Here is a 20798-nt window from a genome sequence, read left to right on the forward strand (position 1 = left end):
TGCCGCAATATGCCCGCCCCTAAAACCACAACGCCCCCAAAAACGCTCGAAAGCAAGCTCGCCCGCCTTGGCCTGCGCACCGACATGGACCTGGTGCTGCACCTGCCGCTGCGCTACGAGGACGAGACCCAGATCATCACGATCCGGGATGCCTGCATGCGCGGTGGCCAGACCTGGCAGGTAGAAGGCATCGTGACCAAGAACGAGATCTCGTTCAAGCCGCGCCGCCAGCTTCTCGTGACGATCGCCGATGCATCGGGCGATCTGCTGCTGCGCTTCATGAACTTCTACGGCAGCCAGGTCAAGCAGATGGCCGAAGGCGTGCGCATCCGCGCGCGGGGCGAACTCAAACACGGCTTCTTTGGCGCCGAGATGGTCCACCCGGGCTACAAGGTCGTCAACGAAGGCGCGCCCCTGCCCGCCTCGCTCACGCCCGTGTACCCGGCCGGCGAAGGCCTGTCGCAAACGGTGCTGCGGCGCGCGATCGCCGACGCGATGAAGCGCATCGACTGGGCCGACACCGTGCCGCCCGCGATCCGCAAGCGCATGGACCTGATGGACTTCGAGCCAGCCGTAAAGCTCCTGCACTACCCGCCTGCGGATGTCGACGAGCACGCGCTGATCGAGCGCTCGCATCCGGCCTGGGACCGCATGAAGTTCGACGAACTGCTGGCGCAGCAGTTGTCGCTGAAACGCGCGCAGCGTGCGCGCCGCGAGAAAGGCGCGCCGCCACTACGCGCGGTGGGCCAGTTGTCCGAAGGCTTCCTGGCCGGTCTGCCGTTTGCACTGACCGGTGCGCAGCAGCGCGTGGTCGAAGAAATCCGCGCCGATCTGCGCGCAGGCTACCCGATGCAGCGCCTGCTGCAGGGCGACGTCGGCAGCGGCAAGACGGTGGTGTCGGCGCTGGCCGCCGCGCAGGCAATCGACAGCGGCTACCAGGCAGCCCTGATGGCGCCGACCGAGATCCTGGCCGAACAGCACTTCCGCAAGATCGCCGCCTGGATGGAGCCTCTTGGCGTGAAGGTCGCGTGGCTCACCGGCAGCCTGAAGAAAAAGGACAAGGCCGCATCGAACGCGTTGATCGAATCGGGCGAGGCAAACCTGGTGATCGGCACGCACGCGCTGATCCAGGACTCGGTGCAGTTCGCGAAACTGGGCCTGGTGATCGTCGACGAGCAGCACCGCTTCGGCGTCGGCCAGCGCCTCACGCTGCGCAACAAGGGCAGCGATGGCCTGGTGCCGCACCAGCTGATGATGTCGGCCACGCCGATCCCGCGCACGCTGGCGATGACGTACTACGCCGACCTCGAAGTCTCGGTCATCGACGAACTGCCGCCCGGACGCAGCCCGATCGTCACGCGCGCCATCGACCAGAACCGCCGCGACGAAGTCGTCGAACGCGTGTACGCCGCGGCGCTCGAAGGCCGCCAGGTGTACTGGGTCTGCCCGCTGATCGAGGAATCCGAAGCGCTGCAACTGCAGACCGCGACCGAGACCTATGAAACGCTGGCCGAGTCGCTGCCCGATCTGCAGGTGGGGCTGGTGCATGGCCGCATGAAGCCGGCCGAGAAGCAGGAAGTGATGGACGCGTTCACGGCGGGCCAAGTGCATGTGCTGGTGGCGACGACCGTCATCGAAGTGGGCGTGGACGTGCCCAATGCGTCGCTGATGGTGATCGAGCATGCGGAGCGGTTCGGCCTGTCGCAGCTGCACCAGCTGCGCGGGCGCGTGGGCCGCGGCTCGGCGGCGTCGGTGTGCCTGCTGCTGTACCAGTCGCCGCTGGGCCAGGTGGCCAAGCAGCGCCTGTTGACGATGCGCGAAACAACGGACGGCTTCGAGATTGCGCGGCGCGACCTGGAGATTCGCGGGCCCGGTGAGTTTTTGGGCGCGCGCCAGTCGGGACAGGCGATGCTGCGCTTTGCCGACCTGGAGATCGATCAGTGGATGGTCGACCGGGCGCGCGACGTGGCGCAGTGGCTGCTTGAGGGCGAGACGCCGGAGAAGATGGCGGTCGTCGATGCACACCTGGCGCGCTGGCTGGGTGGGCGTGAGGAGTTCTTGAAAGTTTAGACGGCGCGCAGCATGGCGGGGGGCGCCAGCCCTACCCGGCAGTGGCCAAGGTCGCTTTGATGGACGCATAGCAGATCGTAGGCATCCAGCATGGTGCGCAGGCTTTTGTAACCGTTCGCCGTGTGGCTGAACCCGGGGCGTACTTGCCGCAGATGATTGCCCAGCGCGCCAAGATCGACCCTGCCATCGGAAGCCGAGTCGGCTAACAGGCGCACTGCCTCCACGACGAATCGTGGCCTGCGCCTGACAGGCGCGATGACCTTGTCGTCGATCGCAACTGCTGCCACACGAGGCGGTTCAACGACCTGCACTACCACTGAAGCCGCTTCATGAAACCGGTCGCACGCATGACGCAAGGCCGCAGGCGTCTTCACTTCGCCAACGACATGCACACCAGCCCCGCGCTCCTGAAGCTTGCGGCACAAGCCGACAAAATCCGAGTCGCTCGTCACGATCACGAACTGGTTGGCACGCCCGTCGAGCAGCATCTCCAGTGCATCCAGCGCCAGCGCGATATCGGCCGTGTTCTTCCCGCCCACATACTGGAATTGCAGGCACGGCGCGAAGCCGTGGCGGATCAGCGCTTCCTGCCACTTGTTGGTCAGCGAAGCCGCGTTGCCGTAACCGCGCCGCAGCACCACACGCCCAAGGGTTGATGCATGCTGCATCGCCTGATCGAGCACGGCGCTCTGCGCATTTTCACAATCGACCAGTACCGCGACATTCCGTTCTGCAGGCATGAGAATTCCTGTTAGGCAACAGCTTAACTCTAGCAGGATATTGACGACGGGCGGGTGGGATTTCCTGTCTGAGCGCTTACCGTGTTGTACAAACGCACTGTGACAATCCGTTAGAAATTTGCTGCCTGTTTGCGGCTATCTTGGCTGAGTTGCAACGCCCTGCCCGGGGCAGTTGCGCCTCTCGTTCACCATTCACCACGGAACCTGGCATGCCTATCGTCGGACTCGGACTGCACTTTCTGATCGCGCTGTTCTTCGCGGTCCACGCGCTGCGCAACGGGCGCCAGATGGTCTGGCTGCTGATCCTGTTTTCGTTCCCGGTCCTTGGCAGCCTGGCTTACTTCGTGGCTGAGTACCTGCCCGCGTCGCGCCTTCAGCGCCAGGGCCGTATCGCCACCCGCGCGCTGCAGAAAACCATCGATCCGGGGCGCGACGTACGCGAAGCGCGGCGCGCGTTCGACCTGACCCCGACTGCCCACAACCAGATGCGCCTGGCCGCCGCGTTGCTGGGTGCGGGCCAGTCCGACGAAGCGGTTCAACATTACGATGCCTGCCTGCGCGGGCCGTTCGCGGGCGATCCGGAAGTGGTGCTGGGTGCTGCGCGTGCCAATACGGCGCATGGCCAGCCGGCGGCAGCGATTGCGCTGCTCGCGTCGCTGCAAGACCGGCAGCCGGGATTTCGCGCCGATGAGGTCGCGCTGGCGCTGGGCCGCGCGTATGCCGCGAACAATCAGCAGCTTGAAGCCGGCGCCCAGCTCGAGTCAGTGGTGGAACGCTTCGGCAGTATCGATGCGCGCGTCGAACTGGCGCTGTGGGCCATCGCCAACGGCAAGAATGACGTGATGCAGCGTGAGCTGCAAGAAATCGCGCACGCGCGCAAGCACATGGAAAAGCACACGCGGGACCTGCATCGTGACTTGTTCAGGCGGCTGGATGGGGCGGTCGCGTCGACGCCACCAGCCACCTGACTCGGAACATACTTTTATTGGGTACGATCATGCCCATGTTGGGTTGCGCCGTGCCATCCATCGACCAATGCATGAACACGGACATCGGCCACCTCTGGCCGGGCACGTAACCACTGCTCGACGGCCTCGCGATCGTCTTCGCCCGGTGAGCCGCGTTCCAACGTCGTGACGACGCCAGATGTTGCGGTCAGAGGGAAGCGTCCGCCGAAACCGCCACCGAGCAAACCACGTCCCTCGAGAAATCCCAGCAGGCCATCGGTAAAGCCGTAGTACGAATCGACATCGATCGGCTCACTGAACGTCAGCTCGACATCGAAGACATATTCCGTAAATTCGCCAACACGCAGCTTCTTGCGTTGACGTTGATTGAGGCGCCGTACACGGGCGGTCGAGCGGGCATCGCGTTTCATGGTGTCCTTGTTGTTATCGGTGTTATCCGAACCGCCGGTGGCGGTTCGATCGTGTCGTCAGCATGCGAACGTGAGCCGGTTCCCGAACGGATCCTTGATGCTCAATTCACGTGAGCCCCATGGCGTATCCTCGATCTCCGGCCTTGCGTAGCCATATTGTCTGGCCGTCAGCCCGGCATGCAGCGCATCGATATCGTCAACGGCGATCCGCAGCGCCGCACCAGGACAGCAATCGCCATGATGTTCGCTCAGGTGCAGCACGCACCCATCGCGCGCGATCTGCAGGTACAGCGGCAGATCGGGCGCGAAGCGGTGTTCCCAGTCGACCGTGAAGCCGAGGTAGTCGACATAGAACTGCCTGGCCTTCGCTTCATCGAAAATACGCAGGATCGGCGTGACGGCGCCAAGCATCATGCTGGCGGGCGTACCCGGTCCGCCTCGTAACGCAACCCGATCTGGCGCCGGATCTCGTCCATCACGCCCATCAGCGCCAGTGTTTCGCGCTGCGTCATTACCGGGCTTTCCAGCAAACCGGCTTGCCAGCAGCGCTGCGCTTCGATGGCTTCGTGCACGTAGCCGTTGCCCAGATACGGCGTGTCGATCGTGCGCGAGGTGCCGTCGTCGAGCGTGACCGTGACCGACGTCGCGCAGTGAAAGCGCGTGTTCATGCGCACGTGGCCACGCTCGCCTGCCACCGTCAGTTCGGCCGGCGTGCGCGCCAGCAGCGAGCAGCTGCAGACCGACATGCCGCCGCCTTCGTGCTTGAGCGTGAAGCCCGTCTGCACGTCGACGCCGGTCGGGCCCATCTCGGCCTGGGCGCGGATTTCCGTCACCGGGCCAAGCAGGCCCGCAGCGATCGACAGCGGATAGATGCCCAGGTCGAGCAGCGCGCCGCCGCCCAGTTCGGGATTGAAGACGCGGTGCTCGGGGCCGAACGTGGCGGCGAACCCGAAGTCGGCCACCACCTGGCGCGGCGTACCGATTTCACCGGACGCCAGGATGCGCTGGACTTCCTGGTAGGCCGGCAGGTAGCGCGTCCACATCGCCTCCATCAGGAACTGGCGCTTCGAGCGCGCGAGCGTCACGACCTGCTCGGCTTCGCGCAGGTTCATCGTGAACGGCTTTTCGCACAACACGCCCTTGCCGGCGCGCAGGGCCATCGATGCATTCTCGACGTGCTGCGGGTGCGGCGTGCCGATGTAGACCAGGTCGATGTCCGGGTTCGCGGCCAGGGCCTCGTACGAGCCGTAGCTGGCCAGCGCGCCGAATTCACGGCCGAATGCATCGGCCGTTTCCTGGCTGCGTGACGCCACGCCGGCCAGCACCGCGCCCGGCACACCCTTGAGTGCAGTGGCAAAGGCATGGGCAATCTTGCCCGTGCCGAGGATTCCCCAACGTACCGCTTCAGCCATGCACATTCTCCTTGGTTAGTCCGTCCGGCGTGGACGGAATACGGTGGTATCACGATAAAAATCGGCGTCCTGTCCCGGCCACCAGCCCGGCACGCCCAGCACCTGCAGCGGTGTGAAGCCGGCTGCGGCCCCGTTGCTCGCCAGGCCTTCGCCGGCCAGTGCAGCGGCCACCTCGCGGTCGATCCAGGCGCGGCGCGCGGCCGGCGCGAGTAGAAAGTAAGCGTCGTCCACGAACACGACGCGCGTGTGCGCGGTGATCGCCTTGCGCGGCGTGACCAGCTTTTCCATCAGCGCGTGGCCGAACAGCCAGACCTCGGCGTCGCGGCCGAACATGGCGCGCCCGTCGTACAGCGCTTCGAGCCAGCGATGCGCGCGCAGGTCGTCGACCAATGCATGTCCAGCGTCATTGTCGCGCACCACCAGCAGCGCCGCATTCTCGTCGAAGATCGTGGCGGCGTCGCGCGCCGGTCCACGCGACTTGCCCACGCCCGCCTGCGCGATCTGCGCCGCCTGCAGCGTGTTCAGGGCGCGTTTGATACCGGGGAACGTCTGCCACACCAACGCATTGAAAAAGTCGTGCAGATTGTCGCGCGTGGGCACCTGCCCTGTCGCGCCGATGAATGCCTCGTACGCCGTGCCGTCGGGCAGGCTCGCTTGCGGCACGAAGCACAACGGCTGGCCGGCACCGTTGCGCAAGTCCAGCGCGCGCGCCGCGACGTTGAAGGCATCGATGAAGCCTTCAGGCGGCGGCGCGGCGCGCTCGAAGGCCGGGCGCACCGTGTCGTACCACGGCTGCGCCCAGTCGATCGGCGGCAGCATCGGTGTTACAGCATCTTCCAGTTGATGGTCTCGCCCGCGTTGAGCGGTACCAGCTGGTGCTCGGCCATCGGCACCGATTGGGGCAGTGTCCAGGCTTCGCGCTTGAGCGTGATCGTGCCCTCGTTGCGCGGCAGGTTGTAGAACGCCGGGCCGTTGAAGCTGGCGAATGCCTCCAGCTGGTCGAGCGCGCCGGCCTGGGCGAAGGCTTCGGTATACATCTCCATCGCGTGCAGCGCCGTGTAGCAGCCCGCGCAGCCGCAGGCCGCGTACTTGGTGTGCACCGCGTGCGGGGCCGAGTCGGTACCCAGGAAGAAGCGCTCGTCGCCACTGGTGGCGGCGGTGACCAGCGCCAGGCGGTGTTCTTCGCGCTTGAGCACCGGCAGGCAGTAGAAGTCCGGGCGGATGCCGCCCTTGAACAGTTCATTGCGGTTGTACAGCAGGTGGTGTGCGGTGATGGTGGCGGCGATCGGGCCTTCGGCTTCGGCCACGTACTGGGCCGCATCCTTGGTGGTGATGTGCTCGAACACGACCGGCAGGGCCGGCATGTCGCGGCGCAGCGGGCGCATGACGCGCTCGATGAACACGGCTTCGCGGTCGAACAGGTCGATGTCGCTATTGGTGACTTCGCCGTGCACCAGCAGCGGCATGCCGATTTCCTGCATCACTTCGAGCGTCTTGTAGCACTTGGTCAGGTCGGTCACGCCGGCGTCGGAATTGGTCGTGGCCCCGGCCGGGTACAGCTTGACGGCGTGGATGAAGCCCGTGTCCTGTGCGCGGCGGATCTCGTCCGGGTTGGTGTTGTCGGTCAGGTACAGCGTCATCAGGGGCTCGAACTGCACGCCCTCGGGCAGCGCAGCCAGGATGCGGGCGCGGTAGTCCAGCGCCATCGCGGTGGTGGTGACGGGCGGGCGCAGGTTCGGCATCACGATCGCGCGCGCGAACTGACGCGCGCTGTGCGGCAGCACGCTGGCCATGGCCGCGCCGTCGCGCAGGTGCAGGTGCCAGTCGTCGGGACGGGTGATGGTGATGGTGTCGGGGATTTCGATGGTGGACATGGCGGCTCTCGGAAAACGGATGGCGTATTTTACCTGTGCCGGGGCGCCGTGGATCACCACGCAACATGGGCAATGACGCACGCGACTGCATGCTTGACAGCACTAACAGCCCCTAGGATACTGCGGAACTTGCCATAATCTTCAGAATCAACTGGTCTTTCGGTCCTCGACAGCCAGCCACTGCCCGAACAATTCACCAGCGACAGCGCCGTTGCCGCGGGTGTCGCACAGGTCCCAAAGACAGGAAGCTTTATGAACAATCGAAACCGCCTGACCACTTTTATTCTGATCGCGCTGGTGATCGGTATTCTGGTCGGCTATCTGGTCAACACCAACACGGACACGGCTGGCGCACAAAGCTTCGCCGACACGATGTCGTTGATCACGACGCTGTTCCTTCGCCTGATCAAGATGATCATCGCGCCGCTGGTGTTTGCCACCCTGGTGGTCGGCATCGCCAAGATGGGCGATGCCAAGGAAGTCGGCCGCATCGGCGTCAAGGCGCTGGGCTGGTTCTTTATCGCTTCGCTCATCTCGCTGTCGCTGGGCCTGATCCTGGTGAACCTGTTCCGTCCCGGTGACGCGCTGTTCGCCGCCGGCATGATGCCGCCAGTGGACGCCACTTCGGGCATTACCACCAGCGGCCTGACGATGAAGGACTTCATCACCCACCTGGTGCCAACCTCGATCGTCGACGGCATGGCCCGCAACGAGATCCTGCAGATCGTCGTGTTCTCGGTGTTCTTCGGCACCGCTGCCGCTGCCGTCGGCGCACGCGCCACGCCGATGATCGATGCCATCGACGGCGTCGCCCACGTCATGCTCAAGCTGACCGGCTATGTGATGAACTTCGCACCGATCGCGGTGCTGGCCGCCGTCTCGGGCATCATCGCCAAGAGCGGCCTGGGCGTGCTGTCGACCTACGGCGTCTTCATGGCCCAGTTCTACTTCGGCATTGCGCTGCTGTGGGTGGTGTTGATCGGTATCGGCATGATCTTCGTCGGCCCGCGCATCCTGCGGCTGATCGCCGAACTGCGCGGCCCGACCCTGCTGGCCTTCTCGACCGCATCGTCCGAAGCGGCGTTCCCGAAAACACTGGAAGGCCTGGAGCGCTTCGGCGTCAAGAACCGCCTGGCCTCGTTCGTGCTGCCGATCGGTTACTCGTTCAACCTCGATGGCTCGATGATGTACTGCACCTTCGCCGCCGTCTTCATCGCCCAGGCCTATGGCATCGAACTGTCGATGAGCACCCAGATCACGATGATGCTGGTGCTGATGCTGACCTCCAAGGGCATGGCCGGCGTACCGCGCGCGTCGCTGGTCGTGATCGCCGCCACGCTGAACCAGTTCGACATCCCCGAAGCCGGCCTGCTGCTGCTGCTGGCGATCGACCACTTCCTGGACATGGCCCGCTCGGCCACCAACGTCATCGGTAACGGCATCGCCACCGCCGTCGTCGCCAAGTGGGAGGGCGAGCTGGGCGATCCGAACGCCGATCCGGCCATTTCACCGCTGCGCTAGGCGCAGCGGGCATTGCTTGATACCGGAAGGCCTTCCAGCGATGGAGGGCCTTTTTTTTCATGAAAATAACGAGGGACAAACGATGAAAACCATGATGGCCGCCGGCATGCTGCTGGCCTTGAACAGCGCGCACGCCGCCACCCAGACGGTCGATTGCGGCCGCCTGCTGGACGTGCAACAAGGCACCTGGCGCGAACGCGTCAGCATCGTCATCGAGAACGGCAGCATCGTCTCGGTCGGCCCCATGACTGGCGCCCCCGGCAACATCGACCTGTCGCGCCACGCCTGCCTGCCCGGCCTGATCGACATGCACGTGCACCTGACCAGCGAGACCCTGCCGGCAGTGGACGCCTACCGCGACCGCCTCACGGCCAACCCGGCCGACATGGCCTACCGTTCGATCAGGTTTGCCGAGCGCACGCTGATGGCGGGCTTCACGACGGTGCGCGACCTGGGCGCGGCCGATGACCTGAACATCGCCCTGAAGCGGGCAATCGCCGCCGGCGACGTGCCGGGCCCGCGCATGTTCACGGCCGGTAAATCGCTGGCCACCACGGGCGGCCACGCCGATCCGACCAACAACCTGTCACACTTTTTGAACGAGAAGATCGGCACGCCCGGCCCGGTCGAGGGTGTGCTCAACAGCCCTGAGGAGGCGCGCCATGCCGTGCGCCAGCGCTACAAGGATGGCGCGGACCTGATCAAGGTGACGGCCACCGGCGGTGTGCTGAGCCAGGCCGCCAGCGGCCAGAACTCGCAGTACACCGAGGACGAGCTGCGCGCCGTGGTCACGACCGCGAAGGATTACGGTTTTCGCGTCGCGGCCCACGCTCACGGCGCGGAAGGCATGAAGCGTGCGCTGCGCGCCGGCGTCGACTCGATCGAGCATGGCACGCTGATGGACGACGAGGTCATCACGCTCTTCAAGAAGACCGGCGGCTGGTACGTGCCGACCATCTCGGCCGGCCGCTACGTGGCGGACAAGGCCAAGGTACCAAACTACTATTCGGCGCTGGTGCAGCCCAAGGCAGCGGCGATCGGGCCGCAACTGCAGGCCACGTTTGCCCGCGCCCACAAGGCCGGCGTGAAGATCGCGTTCGGCACCGATGCCGGCGTGTTCCCGCATGGCGAGAACGCGAAGGAATTCGGCTACATGGTCGAAGCGGGCATGACGCCGATCGAGGCGATCCGTGCTGCCACCGTCAATGCGGCCGTGCTGCTGGATCAACCCAAGCGCCTGGGCGCGATCGCGCCGGGGTTCGCGGCTGACATCATCGCGGTCGAGGGCGACCCGCTCAAGGACGTCAAGCTGCTCGAGCAGGTCAGGTTCGTGATGAAGGATGGCGTCGTCTTTAAAAAGCTGTAAGCTGCCGGGTTTATAAAACCCGGAGACCTTCATGCTGTTCCCACGATCTGCCCACGCCGCCCTGTGCGGCGTTCTTTTTTTGTTCGCCGCTGCCGTCCAGGCCCAGACCGCCAAGCTGCCGAACGTGACGATCCTCGCTACCGGCGGCACCATCGCCGGGACAGGCGCCAGCAGCACGACGACGATCGGCTATACCGCTGCCACCGTCGGCGTGCAATCGCTGATCGCGGCCGTGCCCGAGATCGCGAAGGTGGCCAACGTCACCGGCGAACAGGTCTTCCAGATCGCCAGTGAAAACATCAGCGATGCGCAGTGGCTGCAACTGGCCAGGCGCGTCAACGTACTGCTGGCGCAAAGCAGCGTCGATGGCATCGTCATCACGCACGGCACAGACACGCTGGAAGAGACGGCATACTTTTTGAACCTGGTCGTCAAGAGCAGGAAGCCAGTGGTGGTGGTCGGCTCGATGCGGCCGTCAACGGCGCTGTCGGCCGACGGCCCGATCAACCTGTACAACGCTGTGCGCCTGGCCGGTACGCCTGAAGCGGCGGGCCGTGGCGTGCTGGTAGCGATGAATGACCAGATCCACGCGGCGCGCGACGTCACCAAGGCCAATACGACGACGGCAGACACCTTCCGCACGACGGAGCTGGGCATGATCGGCTACATCCAGGGCGGCAAGCCGTTCTTTTATCGCGACGTGACGCGCAAGCACACGGTCGATACCGAGTTCGATCTGGCCAAACTGGACGCGCTGCCGCAGGTGGATGTGGCGTACGCGTATGCGAATGTGGGCGATGTGGCGGTCAATGCACTGGTGGCAGCCGGCGCCAAGGGCCTGGTGCATGCTGGTGTCGGCAACGGCAGCCTGCCTGCCAAAACCAAACCGGCGCTGGTGGCTGCGCGGGCCAAGGGTGTCATCGTCGTGCGCGCAAGCCGCGTCGGCCAGGGCATCGTAGCGCGCAATGGCGAGGCCAATGACGATGGGCTGGACTTCGTGGTAGCCGATACGCTCAGTCCCCAGAAGGCACGTATCCTGTTGATGCTGGCGTTGACGAAAACGACCAGCACCAAGGAAATCCAGCGGATGTTCTACACGTATTGATTACGCGCCGGATACCGTAGGGTGGACGGCTGCGCCGTCCACGCGTTCAAACGCTTCCGGCACCAGCGGCGGCGAGGCCACGTCTTCATCCGGCCGCGCCAGCTGCCGGTCCCACATCTGCGCATACAGGCCGCGCGCCGCCAGCAGCGCGCCGTGCGTGCCACGCTCGACGATCTTGCCGTGATCGAGCACGATGATCTGCTGCGCATCGGCGATCGTCGACAGGCGGTGCGCAATTACCAGCGTCGTGCGGTTCTTCGCGATCTCTTTCAACTGCGCCTGGATCGCCTGCTCGGCGCGTGAGTCGAGCGCCGACGTGGCTTCGTCGAAGATCAGCAGCGCCGGGTCCTTCAGCAGCGTGCGCGCGATCGCTACGCGCTGCTTCTCGCCACCCGACAGTTTCAAGCCCCGCTCACCCACCATGCTCTGATAGCCATCCGGCAGGCTTTCGATGAAGTCGTGGATCGACGCCGCGCGCGCGGCTGCCACGATGTCGTCGCGGCTGGCGCCGGGCCGGCCATACGCGATGTTGTATTCGATCGTGTCGTTGAACAGCACTGTATCTTGCGGGACGATGCCGATTGCCGCGCGCAGCGACGACTGGGTGATGTCGCGCAGATCCTGGCCATCGATCTTGATCGCACCGCCGTTCACGTCATAGAAGCGAAACAGCAGGCGTGACAGCGTGGACTTGCCCGAGCCGCTGTGGCCCACCACCGCCGTCGTGGTGCCGGCGGCAATGGTGAAGTCGACGTCGAACAGGATCTGGCGCTTGGCCTCGTAGCTGAATTCCACGTGCGAGAACTCGACCTGCGCGCCCTTGATATCCAGCGGCAGCGCCTTTGGGCCGTCGGCCACTTCGCGGTTCTGGTCGAGCAGGCCAAACAGGCGCTCCATGTCGGCCAGGCTTTGCTTGATCTCGCGGTAGATCACGCCCAGGAAGTTCAGCGGCATGTACAGCTGGATCATGAAGGTATTGACCAGCACCAGGTCGCCCAGGCTCATGGTGCCGTTGATAACGCCCTGCGTGGCGCGCCACAGGATCAGCGTGACGGCAGTGGCGATGATCAGGGACTGGCCCGTGTTCAGCACCGACAGCGACGTCTGCGAGCGCACGCCGGCGTTCTCGTAGTTCTTCAGCCCCTCGTCATAGCGCTTGGCTTCGTAGTCTTCGTTACCGAAGTATTTCACCGTCTCGTAATTGAGCAGCGAGTCGATCGCCTTGGTACTGGCTTTCGATTCGAGGTCGTTCATCGTGCGCCGGAAGTGCGTGCGCCATTCGGTCACCACCACGGTAAAGGTGATGTACGAGGCCAGCGCCACGGCGGTGATGATGCTGAACCAGATGTCGTAATTCAGTATCAGGTAGCCCAGCACCAGCGTGATCTCGACCAGCGTCGGCAGGATGTTGAAGAGCGAGTACGAGATCAGCGAGTTCACGCCACGCGTGCCGCGCTCGATGTCGCGCGTCATGCCGCCCGTCTGGCGGTTCAGGTGAAAGCGCAGTGACAGCGCATGCAGGTGACGGAACACCCGCAGCGCGATGGTGCGCACGGCGCGCTGCGTCACGCGCGCGAACAGAAATTCGCGCAGCTCGGTGAAGACGGTCATCGACAGCCGCAGCAAGCCGTAGGCGATCAGCACGCCGACCGGCAGCACCATCAGCGCGTGCGGGTGCGCGGGATCGATGGCCAGGCCGTCGATCAGCCGCTTGAGCACCAGCGGCACGCCGACGTTGGCCATCTTGGCCGCGACCAGCGCGCCCATGGCGGCCAGCACGCGCCACTTGTAGACCCACAGGTACGGGAACAAGGTCTTGAGCGTTGCCCAGTCGTTGCGGGGAATGCCGGTAGGGTCCGGCGGAAGTGAGGTATTGCGGCGCATGGGGAGACTTTTGTGGTTCAATTCGGGTCGATTGTAGCTTTTACCGAGAATTCACGATGACCACGCCCGAAAACACCGTTACCACGCCCAGTACCATTCGCCTCCCCGCCGGCAAGATGCCCGAACTGCGGGTCATGCCCGCCCCGTCCGACGCCAATGTGTATGGCGATGTGTTCGGCGGCTGGATCATGGCCCAGGTCGACCTGGCCGGTTCGCTGCCGGCCACGCGCCGCGCCAATGGCCGCGTGGCGACCATCGCCGTGAACTCGTTTTTGTTCAAGAATCCGGTGTTCGTCGGCGACCTGCTGTCGTTCTATGCCGATATCACCAAGGTGGGCAACACGTCGATCACGGTGTTCGTCGAGGTGTACGCCGAACGCAACCGGCTGGCGGCCGAAGTGGTCAAGGTGACCGAGGCGACGCTGACCTATGTGGCCACCGGCCCGGATCGCAAGCCGCGCCAGTTGCCGCCGCTCGAATCGCTGATCGCGAACCGGTAATCCGGTCATGAAAAAGGCCGCCATGATGGCGGCCTTCGGCATCTTATTCTGACATCACGCCGGCATCAGCCCGGCTTTTTTTCGTCGCGCAGTTCGCGCCGCAGGATCTTGCCGACGTTTGTCTTGGGCAGCGTCTCGCGGAACTCGACGAACTTTGGTCGCTTGTAGCCGGTCAGCTGCTCCTTGCAGAATGCCTTGACCTGGTCGGCGGTGAGGCTCGCGTCCTTCTTGACCACGTACAGCTTGACCGCCTCGCCCGAGTGCTGGTCGGGCACGCCCACGCACGCCACTTCGAGCACGCCCGGCATCGCCGCGACCACGCCCTCGACTTCGTTCGGATACACATTGAAGCCCGAGACCAGGATCATGTCCTTCTTGCGATCGACGATGCGGGTGTAGCCCTTGTCGTCCATGATGCCGATGTCGCCAGTCTTGAAGAAGCCGTCGGGCGTCATGACCTTGGCCGTTTCGTCATCGCGCTGCCAGTAGCCGGCCATGACCTGCGGGCCACGCACGGCGATCTCGCCGGCGGTGCCGAACGGGACGGCGTTGCCGGCATCGTCCAGGATGCGCAGTTCGGTCGATGGCAGCGGCAGGCCGATGGTGCCGGTGAACTCGCTGATGTCGCAGCGGTTGGCGGTGACCACAGGCGAGGTCTCGGACAAGCCGTAGCCTTCGACAATCGGGATGCCCGTCGTCTTGAGCCACTTGTCGGCCACGGCTTTTTGCACGGCCATGCCGCCACCCGGGCACACCATCAGGCCCGAGAAATCGAGCTTGGCGAAATCGTCGTCGTTCAGCAGACCGTTGTACAGCGTGTTCACGGCCGGGAAGATGTTGATGCGGTAGCCACCCAGCTCCTTGATGAAGCCCTTGATGTCGCGCGGGTTCGGGATCAACAGGTTCATGCCGCCCACGCGCAGGCCGAGCAGCGCGCAGACCGTCAGCGCATAGATATGGTACAGCGGCAGCGCGCAGGCAAACTGCGCCTGCTGGCCCGCCAGCTGGCGCCCCAGGGTCGGCGCGAACCAGGCCTCGTTCTGCAGCACGTTGGCGATCACGTGGCGGTGCAGCAGCACCGCGCCTTTCGACACGCCCGTGGTGCCACCCGTGTACTGCAGGAAGGCGATGTCGTCGTGGCCGATCGTAACCTGCCCCAGGGTTTCGCGCGCGCCCTCGGCCAGCACCTTGTTGAAGGCGACCGCGCCTGGCAGCGAGTAGGCCGGCACCATCTTCTTGACCTTGCGCACCACCAGGTTGACCAGCGTGCCTTTCAGGCCGCCCAGCAGGTCGCCCATCGTGGCCAGGATGACGTGTTTGACCTTCGTCTGGCCGAGCACCTGCTCCAGCGTGTGGGCGAAGTTTTCCAGCACCACGATCGCCTCGGCGCCCGAGTCGGTCAGCTGGTGTTGCAGCTCGCGCGGGGTGTAGAGCGGATTCACGTTGACGACGACATAGCCGGCGCGCAGCACGGCGGCCAGCGCTACCGGATACTGCAGCACGTTGGGCATCATCAGCGCCACGCGCGCGCCGGGTTTCAGGCCCTTTGCCTGCAGCCAGGCGGCCATGCGCTGCGACATCGTATCGAGTTCGGAAAACGTGATGGACTTGCCCATGCAGGCATAGGCCTTGCGGTCGGCGTACTTGCGAAACGCCTCCTCGAGCAAATGCGCCAGCGAGCGATATTGCGTCGCATCGATCTCTGCCGGTACACCGGTTTCGTACGACGTGAGCCAGAATTTGTCCATGTATTCCACTGCCTTCCTTGTTGTTCCAATAAAACGCCGAAGCCGCCTTGCGGGCGGCTTCGGCTGGTTGCCCATCGTCCGCCGTGACTTATGCCACCGTGTCCGCCTGCTTTTCATCCCGCAGCGCGCGGCGGAGAATCTTGCCGACGTTGGTCTTGGGAAGCTCTTCGCGGAACTCGATGTACTTGGGGCGCTTGTAGCCGGTGAATTCCTGCTTGCAGTAGGCCAGCAAGTCGTCTGTCGTGAGGCCCGGGTCTTTTTTTACCACGAATACCTTGACCGCCTCGCCCGAATGGGCGTCCGGCACACCGACCACGGCGCACTCGAGCACCCCTGGATGGCCGGCGATCACGCCTTCGAGCTCGTTCGGGTAGACGTTGAAACCCGAGACCAGGATCATGTCCTTCTTGCGATCGACGATCTTGACGTAGCCGTTGGCGTCCATGATGCCGATGTCGCCCGAGCGGAAGAAGCCGTCGGCCGTCATGACCTTGGCGGTTTCGGCCGGCTGTTTCCAGTACCCCTGCATGACTTGCGGACCGCGGATCGCGATCTCGCCGCTCTCACCCAGCGCTACCGGGTTGCCGGCATCGTCGATGATGGCGATGTCGGTCGATGGCACCGGCAAGCCGATGGTGCCGGTGAAGTCCAGCACGTCGGCGCGGTTGCAGGTGGCCACCGGCGACGTCTCGGACAAGCCGTAGCCTTCGATGATGGCCACGCCGGTGATATCGCGCCATTTGTCGGCCACGGCCTTTTGCACCGCCATGCCGCCGCCATTGCAGATGCGCAGGCCGGAGAAATCGAGGTGGGTGAAATCGGGGTTGTTCACCAGCGCGTTGTACAGCGTGTTCACGGCCGGCAGCATGTTGAAGCGGTACTTGGCCAGCTCTTTGACAAAGCCGGGGATGTCGCGCGGGTTCACGATCAGCACGTTCAGGGCGCCCATGCGCATGCCCCACATGGCGCACGCGGTCAGCGCAAAGATGTGATACAGCGGCAGCGCGCACACGATTGTCAAAGGCTCGCCGCCCGCCTCGCCCAGCGCCGGCGCCGACCAGGCTTCGCTTTGCAGCACGTTGGCGATCACGTTGCGGTGCGTGAGCGTCGCGCCTTTCGATGGCCCCGTGGTGCCGCCCGTGTACTGCAGGAACGCGACGTCGCCGGCCTTGAGCGTGGCCGGCTTGAAGGTCATGCGGGCGCCCTGCGCCAGCGCATCCTTGAACGACACCATGTTCGGCAGCGAGAACTCGGGCACCATCTTCTTGACGTGACGGACCACGAGGTTGACCACCATGCCCTTGACGCCACCAAGCAGCTCGCCCATGTTCGCCACCACCACATGGCGCAGCGGGGTCTTGCCCATCACCTTCTGCACGGTGTGGGCAAAGTTCTCCAGCACGATGATCGCTTCGGCGCCCGAGTCGGTGATCTGGTGTTCGAGTTCGCGCGCGGTGTAGAGGGGATTGACGTTGACGACGACGTAGCCGGCGCGCAGCACGGCGGCCAGCGCGATCGGATACTGCAGCACATTGGGCATCATGATGGCCACGCGCGCACCCGGCGTCAGGCCGCGGCTTTGCAGCCAGGCGGCGAGCTTTTGCGAACAGGCGTCAAGTTCGCGGTAGGTGAGGAACTTGTCCATGCAGACAAAGGCATTGCGGTCTGCGAATTTGCTGAACGATTCTTCCAGCAATTGCACCAGCGAAGAGTACTGATCAGGATTGATCTCTGCCGGCATGCCTGGTGGATACGACTGCAGCCAAATCTTGTCCATGGGTTGCCTCTGTCTCGGGATCTTTTTCAAGATCGTGATCGTTCTTGTCGACGGCCGTGCTATGTTGCCGGCTCGCGTGCGCACGAAGCTTATGCCTTTGCTATCGCTGGTTGTGATGCTATCGGGCAGCGCCCTTGTGCGCAAGCGCTTTTACGCCGATTGGAACCGGTCCTCTACGGCAGAGCACTCATGGTGCGCTGCACCACCTGCAGGCCCGTGGAACCCGTCGCAGCCAACCCCGCCAACACGCGGGTGCGCTCTTTCTTGTCGAGGGCGGCGAGCCGGTTGACGGCCTTGTAGAAACCCGTCCACGTTTTCTCGCGGCGTAGCAGGGCGCGAAACGCCGGCACCAGATCATTGTAGGTCGCCACCGAGGCAAGATGGGCATTGGACAGCGGCTCGGCAAAGAAGCGGTCATAGCCGGCGTAACCGCCCCAGTTTGCCTTGAGCACCTGGTAGTCGTTCTGCAGCGCGATGAACAGGCGGCCCTTGGTAGCGCGCTTGGTGGCGTCCGGTTCCATGCTCTTGTAGGTGCGCTCGAGCTCGCCGCGATAACGCAGCAGCAGCGCCAGGAAGTCGCGCTTGCGTGCCTTGTAGCGGTCGTAGGCCGCGCTCATGGCCGGGTTGCCGAAGCGTTCGAGCCAGGCTTCCACGCCAGCCTGCTCCACGGCGCTGGCGAACGATTCATTGAATTGCGAGTCGCCCGCGACGTAGACGACCTGGTGCGCGAGTTCATGGAAGATCAGGCGCGCCAGTTCGGCATCCGGGTAATTGATGAAGGTCGATACCAGCGGATCGCTGAACCAGCCAAGCGTCGAATAGGCGCTCACGCCGCCCACTTCGACGTCGTGGCCTTCTGCGCGCAGTTGCCGGGCATAGGCCTGGGCGTCGGTCTTGCTGTAGTAGCCGCGGTAGTTGACGCACCCGGCCACCGGGAAGCACCACTGGATTGGTTTGAGCGACAGTTCGGGCGTGGCCACCACATTCCACAGCACGTAGGGGCGTTTGAGGCTGGTGTAATTGGTGTAGCTGCCGTTATCGGGCAGCTGCATTTCCTGGATGGCGAAGCGGCGGATCTGGCGCGCTGCCTCGAGCCGGTGCCGCAATTTGACGCTGGTGCCGGTGTCGGCGATCCAGTCGTCGATCGGGCGCGCGTCGGACAGCAATTGCAGCTGGCCTTGCGCGGCCTGGGTGTAGTACGAGAGCGATGAGCAGCTTGTCAACATCAGGGCCGCAGCTGCCGCGGCCATGAGCGGCCGGAAGGCCAGTGAGAATCTAGAGGGCGTCATCTCGTGTGGGGGGCGCAGCTTTTTCAACCTGCACCAGGGTGTCGTAGAAAGTGGGCGCCCGGCCCATGTCGGTCAAACGCTGGCTGGTGACTTCGTTGGCGTTCTTGCCGTCGGTGGCCAGTTTTTTCCACCAGATCGACAGGCCCACCACCAATCCAGCGCGCGCCTTGTCGGTCACGCGTGCACGGGCGAGGAACGAACCGCGGTCGTTATAAATGCGCGCCATGTCACCGTGCGCGATGCTGCGTGCGGCGGCGTCAAGCGGGTGGATGTCGAGGTGCGGTTCGCCCTCAGTTGCGCGCAGGCTCTGTACATTGACAAACGTCGAGTTGAGGAAGTTCCGTGCCGGCGGAGAAATCATGGCCAGCGGATAGGCTTTTGCCAGCTCCGGGTTCGAGGCGACCGACTCGTATGGCGGGATATACGTCGGCACCGGATCGAGGCCGTCGGCCAGCATGCTCTCGGAAAAGAACTCGCACTTGCCCGATGGCGTCGTGAAGCCGCCGTCGGCAAACGGCGCGTCCGGCATGTTGAGCTTGCTCCAGCCGGTGCGCTTGAGCGACTCCCAGTCGAAGTGTACCGCGCGCGTATCCTTGCTGTTGAAGGCTTGCGCTGCGATGGCGTCGTCGCTCTCGCGGAAGCACGGATCGGTAAAGCCCATGCGCGCGGCCAGCAGGCGGAAGAACTCGGTATTCGGCTTGGATTCGCCCACCGGCTCGACGGCGGCGTTATTGGCCATCATGTACAGGTGGCCGTAGGCCAGGTGCGCATCGACGTGTTCGAGCTGCGTGGTGGCCGGCAGCAGGATGTCGGCGTAGTCGGCGCTGTCGGTATGGAAGTGCTCGAGCACCACGGTGAACAGGTCTTCGCGCTCGAAGCCCTGCTGCACCTTGCGCGAATCGGGCGCAATGGCCAGCGGGTTCGCGTTGTAGACAATGACGGCCTCGATCTTCGGGCCGAAATCGGGCGCGCTTTCGCGCAGCAGGTCGTCGCCAATCGTGGTCATGTTGATCGTGCGCGGGGTGCGGCCGGCCAGCAGATCCGGGCGCTGCAGCGCCGGGCGGTTGGTCGGGAACGACGCTGAGCTCGATAGCTGGATGCCGCCGGCTGGCTGGCGCCAGGCGCCCACCAGGGCCGGCAGGCAGGCGATATTGCGCACGGCCATGCCGCCGCCGCGCACGCGCTGGATGCCGTAGTTGACGCGGATCGCCGCCGCCTCGCCGTTCTTCGCGGTCTGGCCGTACAGGCGCGCCAGGTTGACCACTTCATCGACGCTGATGCCGCAGATCTCGGCCGTGCGTTCCGGCGGCCATTCGAGCGCACGCGCTTTAAGGGGCTCGAAACCCAGCGTGTGCTTGTCGATGTAGGCGTGATCCAGTAAATCTTCCTTGATCAGCACATGCATCATGCCCAAGGCCAGCGCGGCATCCGTGCCGGGCAGCAGCGCAATGTGTTGATGGCATTTTTCGGCAGTGAGCGAGCGATACGGATCGATGGCAATCAAGGTGGCGCCATTGCGCTTGGCTTCTTGCGCACGCATCCAGAAATGCAGGTTCGACGCGATCGGGTTACCGCCCCAGATCAGGATCAATTTGGCGTTCTGGAACTGTTCGAGGTCGGTGCCGATCGAACTACCGATGGAATACCGGTAGCCGGTCGCGCCGGCCGTGGCGCAGATGGTGCGGTCGAGCAGCGACGCGCCCAGTTGATTGAAAAAGCGCAGCGACATCGATTCGCCCTGCACCAGGCCCATCGTGCCGCAATAGCTGTACGGCAGGATCGCTTCAGGGTCGCGCGCAGCGATGGCGGTCAGGCGCGTGGCGATCTCGTCCAGGGCGGCGTCCCACGTGATGCGTTCGAACTTGCCTTCGCCCTTGCGGCCGACGCGCCGCATCGGATACAGCACGCGGTCAGGGTGGTAGGTGCGCTCGATGTAGCGCGAGACCTTGGTGCACAGCACGCCGGCCGTGGTGGGATGGTCCGGGTCGCCCTTGACCTCTGTCGCGACGCCGTTCTCGACTTTGACGAGCAGCGCGCAGGTATCGGGACAATCGTGGGGACAGGTCGCACGGACGGTGGTGGTGGTCATATTGTTATTTGGGCTTTGCATGCAGGCTGCACTGAAAAAACTGCG

General features: G+C 64.4%; 17 protein-coding genes. 6 read left to right on the plus strand and 11 right to left on the minus strand.

Annotated elements, in window-relative coordinates; translation table 11 throughout:
* Positions 1 to 9: 9 nt before the first annotated feature.
* On the plus strand, positions 10 to 2070 hold the full coding sequence (gene recG, locus AC1MGT_RS09820; RefSeq protein WP_499504022.1) for an ATP-dependent DNA helicase RecG: 2061 nt from the start codon (positions 10 to 12) through the stop codon (positions 2068 to 2070).
* On the opposite strand, the gene AC1MGT_RS09825 is transcribed toward recG, so the two are convergent.
* A complete protein-coding gene (locus AC1MGT_RS09825; protein WP_499504023.1) occupies positions 2067 to 2810 on the minus strand; it encodes an NYN domain-containing protein in 744 nt (247 codons plus the stop codon). The two genes, recG and AC1MGT_RS09825, sit on opposite strands and share 4 nt — an antisense overlap.
* A 209-nt stretch (positions 2811 to 3019) precedes the next feature.
* On the opposite strand from AC1MGT_RS09825, the gene AC1MGT_RS09830 reads away from it, so the two are divergent.
* The gene (locus AC1MGT_RS09830) at positions 3020 to 3778 is read left to right on the plus strand and encodes a tetratricopeptide repeat protein (protein WP_499504024.1); all 759 of its coding nucleotides are present in this window, start codon (positions 3020 to 3022) and stop codon (positions 3776 to 3778) included.
* A 14-nt stretch (positions 3779 to 3792) separates the two neighbouring features.
* On the opposite strand, the gene AC1MGT_RS09835 is transcribed toward AC1MGT_RS09830, so the two are convergent.
* Genes AC1MGT_RS09835 through pyrC form a run of 5 tightly spaced genes read right to left on the minus strand, consistent with a single transcriptional unit; the run spans position 3793 to position 7474 of the window.
* Positions 3793 to 4188 carry a 50S ribosome-binding protein YggL gene (locus tag AC1MGT_RS09835; protein WP_499504025.1) on the minus strand — a complete coding sequence of 132 codons (396 nt, stop codon included), beginning with the start codon at positions 4186 to 4188 and terminating at the stop codon, positions 3793 to 3795.
* A gap of 57 nt (positions 4189 to 4245) precedes the next feature.
* Positions 4246 to 4602: a glyoxalase superfamily protein gene (locus AC1MGT_RS09840; protein ID WP_499504026.1), complete on the minus strand. Its 357-nt coding sequence runs from the start codon at positions 4600 to 4602 to the stop codon at positions 4246 to 4248.
* Positions 4599 to 5600 carry a Gfo/Idh/MocA family protein gene (locus AC1MGT_RS09845; RefSeq protein WP_499504027.1) on the minus strand — a complete coding sequence of 334 codons (1002 nt, stop codon included), beginning with the start codon at positions 5598 to 5600 and terminating at the stop codon, positions 4599 to 4601. The genes AC1MGT_RS09840 and AC1MGT_RS09845 overlap by 4 nt, the downstream gene beginning before the upstream one ends.
* 15 nt (positions 5601 to 5615) lie before the next feature.
* Positions 5616 to 6419: a DUF3025 domain-containing protein gene (locus AC1MGT_RS09850; protein WP_499504028.1), complete on the minus strand. Its 804-nt coding sequence runs from the start codon at positions 6417 to 6419 to the stop codon at positions 5616 to 5618.
* Positions 6420 to 6424: 5 nt separating this feature from the next.
* Positions 6425 to 7474 (minus strand): dihydroorotase, encoded by a 1050-nt coding sequence (gene pyrC, locus AC1MGT_RS09855; protein WP_499504029.1) that lies wholly within the window; start codon positions 7472 to 7474, stop codon positions 6425 to 6427.
* Between the two features lie 252 nt (positions 7475 to 7726).
* On the opposite strand from pyrC, the gene AC1MGT_RS09860 reads away from it, so the two are divergent.
* The 3 genes from AC1MGT_RS09860 (at position 7727) to AC1MGT_RS09870 (ending at position 11466) form a co-directional block, all read left to right on the plus strand.
* The gene (locus AC1MGT_RS09860; RefSeq protein ID WP_499504030.1) at positions 7727 to 8995 is read left to right on the plus strand and encodes a dicarboxylate/amino acid:cation symporter; all 1269 of its coding nucleotides are present in this window, start codon (positions 7727 to 7729) and stop codon (positions 8993 to 8995) included.
* 82 nt (positions 8996 to 9077) lie between these two features.
* The gene (locus AC1MGT_RS09865) at positions 9078 to 10361 is read left to right on the plus strand and encodes a metal-dependent hydrolase family protein (RefSeq protein ID WP_499504031.1); all 1284 of its coding nucleotides are present in this window, start codon (positions 9078 to 9080) and stop codon (positions 10359 to 10361) included.
* Between the two features lie 31 nt (positions 10362 to 10392).
* The gene (locus AC1MGT_RS09870) at positions 10393 to 11466 is read left to right on the plus strand and encodes a type II asparaginase (protein WP_499504032.1); all 1074 of its coding nucleotides are present in this window, start codon (positions 10393 to 10395) and stop codon (positions 11464 to 11466) included.
* On the opposite strand, the gene AC1MGT_RS09875 is transcribed toward AC1MGT_RS09870, so the two are convergent.
* On the minus strand, positions 11467 to 13350 hold the full coding sequence (locus tag AC1MGT_RS09875; RefSeq protein WP_499504033.1) for an ABCB family ABC transporter ATP-binding protein/permease: 1884 nt from the start codon (positions 13348 to 13350) through the stop codon (positions 11467 to 11469). It abuts the gene before it with no gap.
* 56 nt (positions 13351 to 13406) lie between these two features.
* Here AC1MGT_RS09875 and AC1MGT_RS09880 point away from each other — a divergent pair, with 56 nt between their 5' ends.
* Positions 13407 to 13850 carry an acyl-CoA thioesterase gene (locus AC1MGT_RS09880; protein ID WP_183555969.1) on the plus strand — a complete coding sequence of 148 codons (444 nt, stop codon included), beginning with the start codon at positions 13407 to 13409 and terminating at the stop codon, positions 13848 to 13850.
* A gap of 65 nt (positions 13851 to 13915) precedes the next feature.
* Here AC1MGT_RS09880 and AC1MGT_RS09885 read toward each other — a convergent pair whose 3' ends face one another.
* From AC1MGT_RS09885 to AC1MGT_RS09900, 4 genes are all read right to left on the minus strand, one after another.
* Complete coding sequence (locus AC1MGT_RS09885) at positions 13916 to 15598, minus strand: long-chain-fatty-acid--CoA ligase (protein ID WP_499504034.1); 1683 nt, start codon at positions 15596 to 15598, stop codon at positions 13916 to 13918.
* Between the two features lie 88 nt (positions 15599 to 15686).
* A complete protein-coding gene (locus tag AC1MGT_RS09890; protein WP_499504035.1) occupies positions 15687 to 17375 on the minus strand; it encodes a long-chain-fatty-acid--CoA ligase in 1689 nt (562 codons plus the stop codon).
* A gap of 173 nt (positions 17376 to 17548) precedes the next feature.
* Positions 17549 to 18625 (minus strand): aminopeptidase, encoded by a 1077-nt coding sequence (locus AC1MGT_RS09895; RefSeq protein ID WP_499504278.1) that lies wholly within the window; start codon positions 18623 to 18625, stop codon positions 17549 to 17551.
* Positions 18626 to 18650: 25 nt separating this feature from the next.
* Entirely contained in the window at positions 18651 to 20753 is a 2103-nt protein-coding gene (locus AC1MGT_RS09900) for a molybdopterin-containing oxidoreductase family protein (protein WP_499504036.1), read from the minus strand.
* Positions 20754 to 20798: the final 45 nt, after the last annotated feature.

The organism is Telluria sp. BA11, assembly GCF_056680305.1.

Excerpts from the sequence above, each read along its gene's own strand:
- recG (WP_499504022.1), top strand. The coding sequence starts at position 10 with ATGCCCGCCCCTAAAACCACAACGCCCCCAAAAACGCTCGAAAGCAAG.
- AC1MGT_RS09825 (WP_499504023.1), bottom strand. The coding sequence starts at position 2,810 with ATGCCTGCAGAACGGAATGTCGCGGTACTGGTCGATTGTGAAAATGCG.
- AC1MGT_RS09830 (WP_499504024.1), top strand. The coding sequence starts at position 3,020 with ATGCCTATCGTCGGACTCGGACTGCACTTTCTGATCGCGCTGTTCTTC.
- AC1MGT_RS09835 (WP_499504025.1), bottom strand. The coding sequence starts at position 4,188 with ATGAAACGCGATGCCCGCTCGACCGCCCGTGTACGGCGCCTCAATCAA.
- AC1MGT_RS09840 (WP_499504026.1), bottom strand. The coding sequence starts at position 4,602 with ATGATGCTTGGCGCCGTCACGCCGATCCTGCGTATTTTCGATGAAGCG.
- AC1MGT_RS09845 (WP_499504027.1), bottom strand. The coding sequence starts at position 5,600 with ATGGCTGAAGCGGTACGTTGGGGAATCCTCGGCACGGGCAAGATTGCC.
- AC1MGT_RS09850 (WP_499504028.1), bottom strand. The coding sequence starts at position 6,419 with ATGCTGCCGCCGATCGACTGGGCGCAGCCGTGGTACGACACGGTGCGC.
- pyrC (WP_499504029.1), bottom strand. The coding sequence starts at position 7,474 with ATGTCCACCATCGAAATCCCCGACACCATCACCATCACCCGTCCCGAC.
- AC1MGT_RS09860 (WP_499504030.1), top strand. The coding sequence starts at position 7,727 with ATGAACAATCGAAACCGCCTGACCACTTTTATTCTGATCGCGCTGGTG.
- AC1MGT_RS09865 (WP_499504031.1), top strand. The coding sequence starts at position 9,078 with ATGAAAACCATGATGGCCGCCGGCATGCTGCTGGCCTTGAACAGCGCG.
- AC1MGT_RS09870 (WP_499504032.1), top strand. The coding sequence starts at position 10,393 with ATGCTGTTCCCACGATCTGCCCACGCCGCCCTGTGCGGCGTTCTTTTT.
- AC1MGT_RS09875 (WP_499504033.1), bottom strand. The coding sequence starts at position 13,350 with ATGCGCCGCAATACCTCACTTCCGCCGGACCCTACCGGCATTCCCCGC.
- AC1MGT_RS09880 (WP_183555969.1), top strand. The coding sequence starts at position 13,407 with ATGACCACGCCCGAAAACACCGTTACCACGCCCAGTACCATTCGCCTC.
- AC1MGT_RS09885 (WP_499504034.1), bottom strand. The coding sequence starts at position 15,598 with ATGGACAAATTCTGGCTCACGTCGTACGAAACCGGTGTACCGGCAGAG.
- AC1MGT_RS09890 (WP_499504035.1), bottom strand. The coding sequence starts at position 17,375 with ATGGACAAGATTTGGCTGCAGTCGTATCCACCAGGCATGCCGGCAGAG.
- AC1MGT_RS09895 (WP_499504278.1), bottom strand. The coding sequence starts at position 18,625 with ATGGCCGCGGCAGCTGCGGCCCTGATGTTGACAAGCTGCTCATCGCTC.
- AC1MGT_RS09900 (WP_499504036.1), bottom strand. The coding sequence starts at position 20,753 with ATGACCACCACCACCGTCCGTGCGACCTGTCCCCACGATTGTCCCGAT.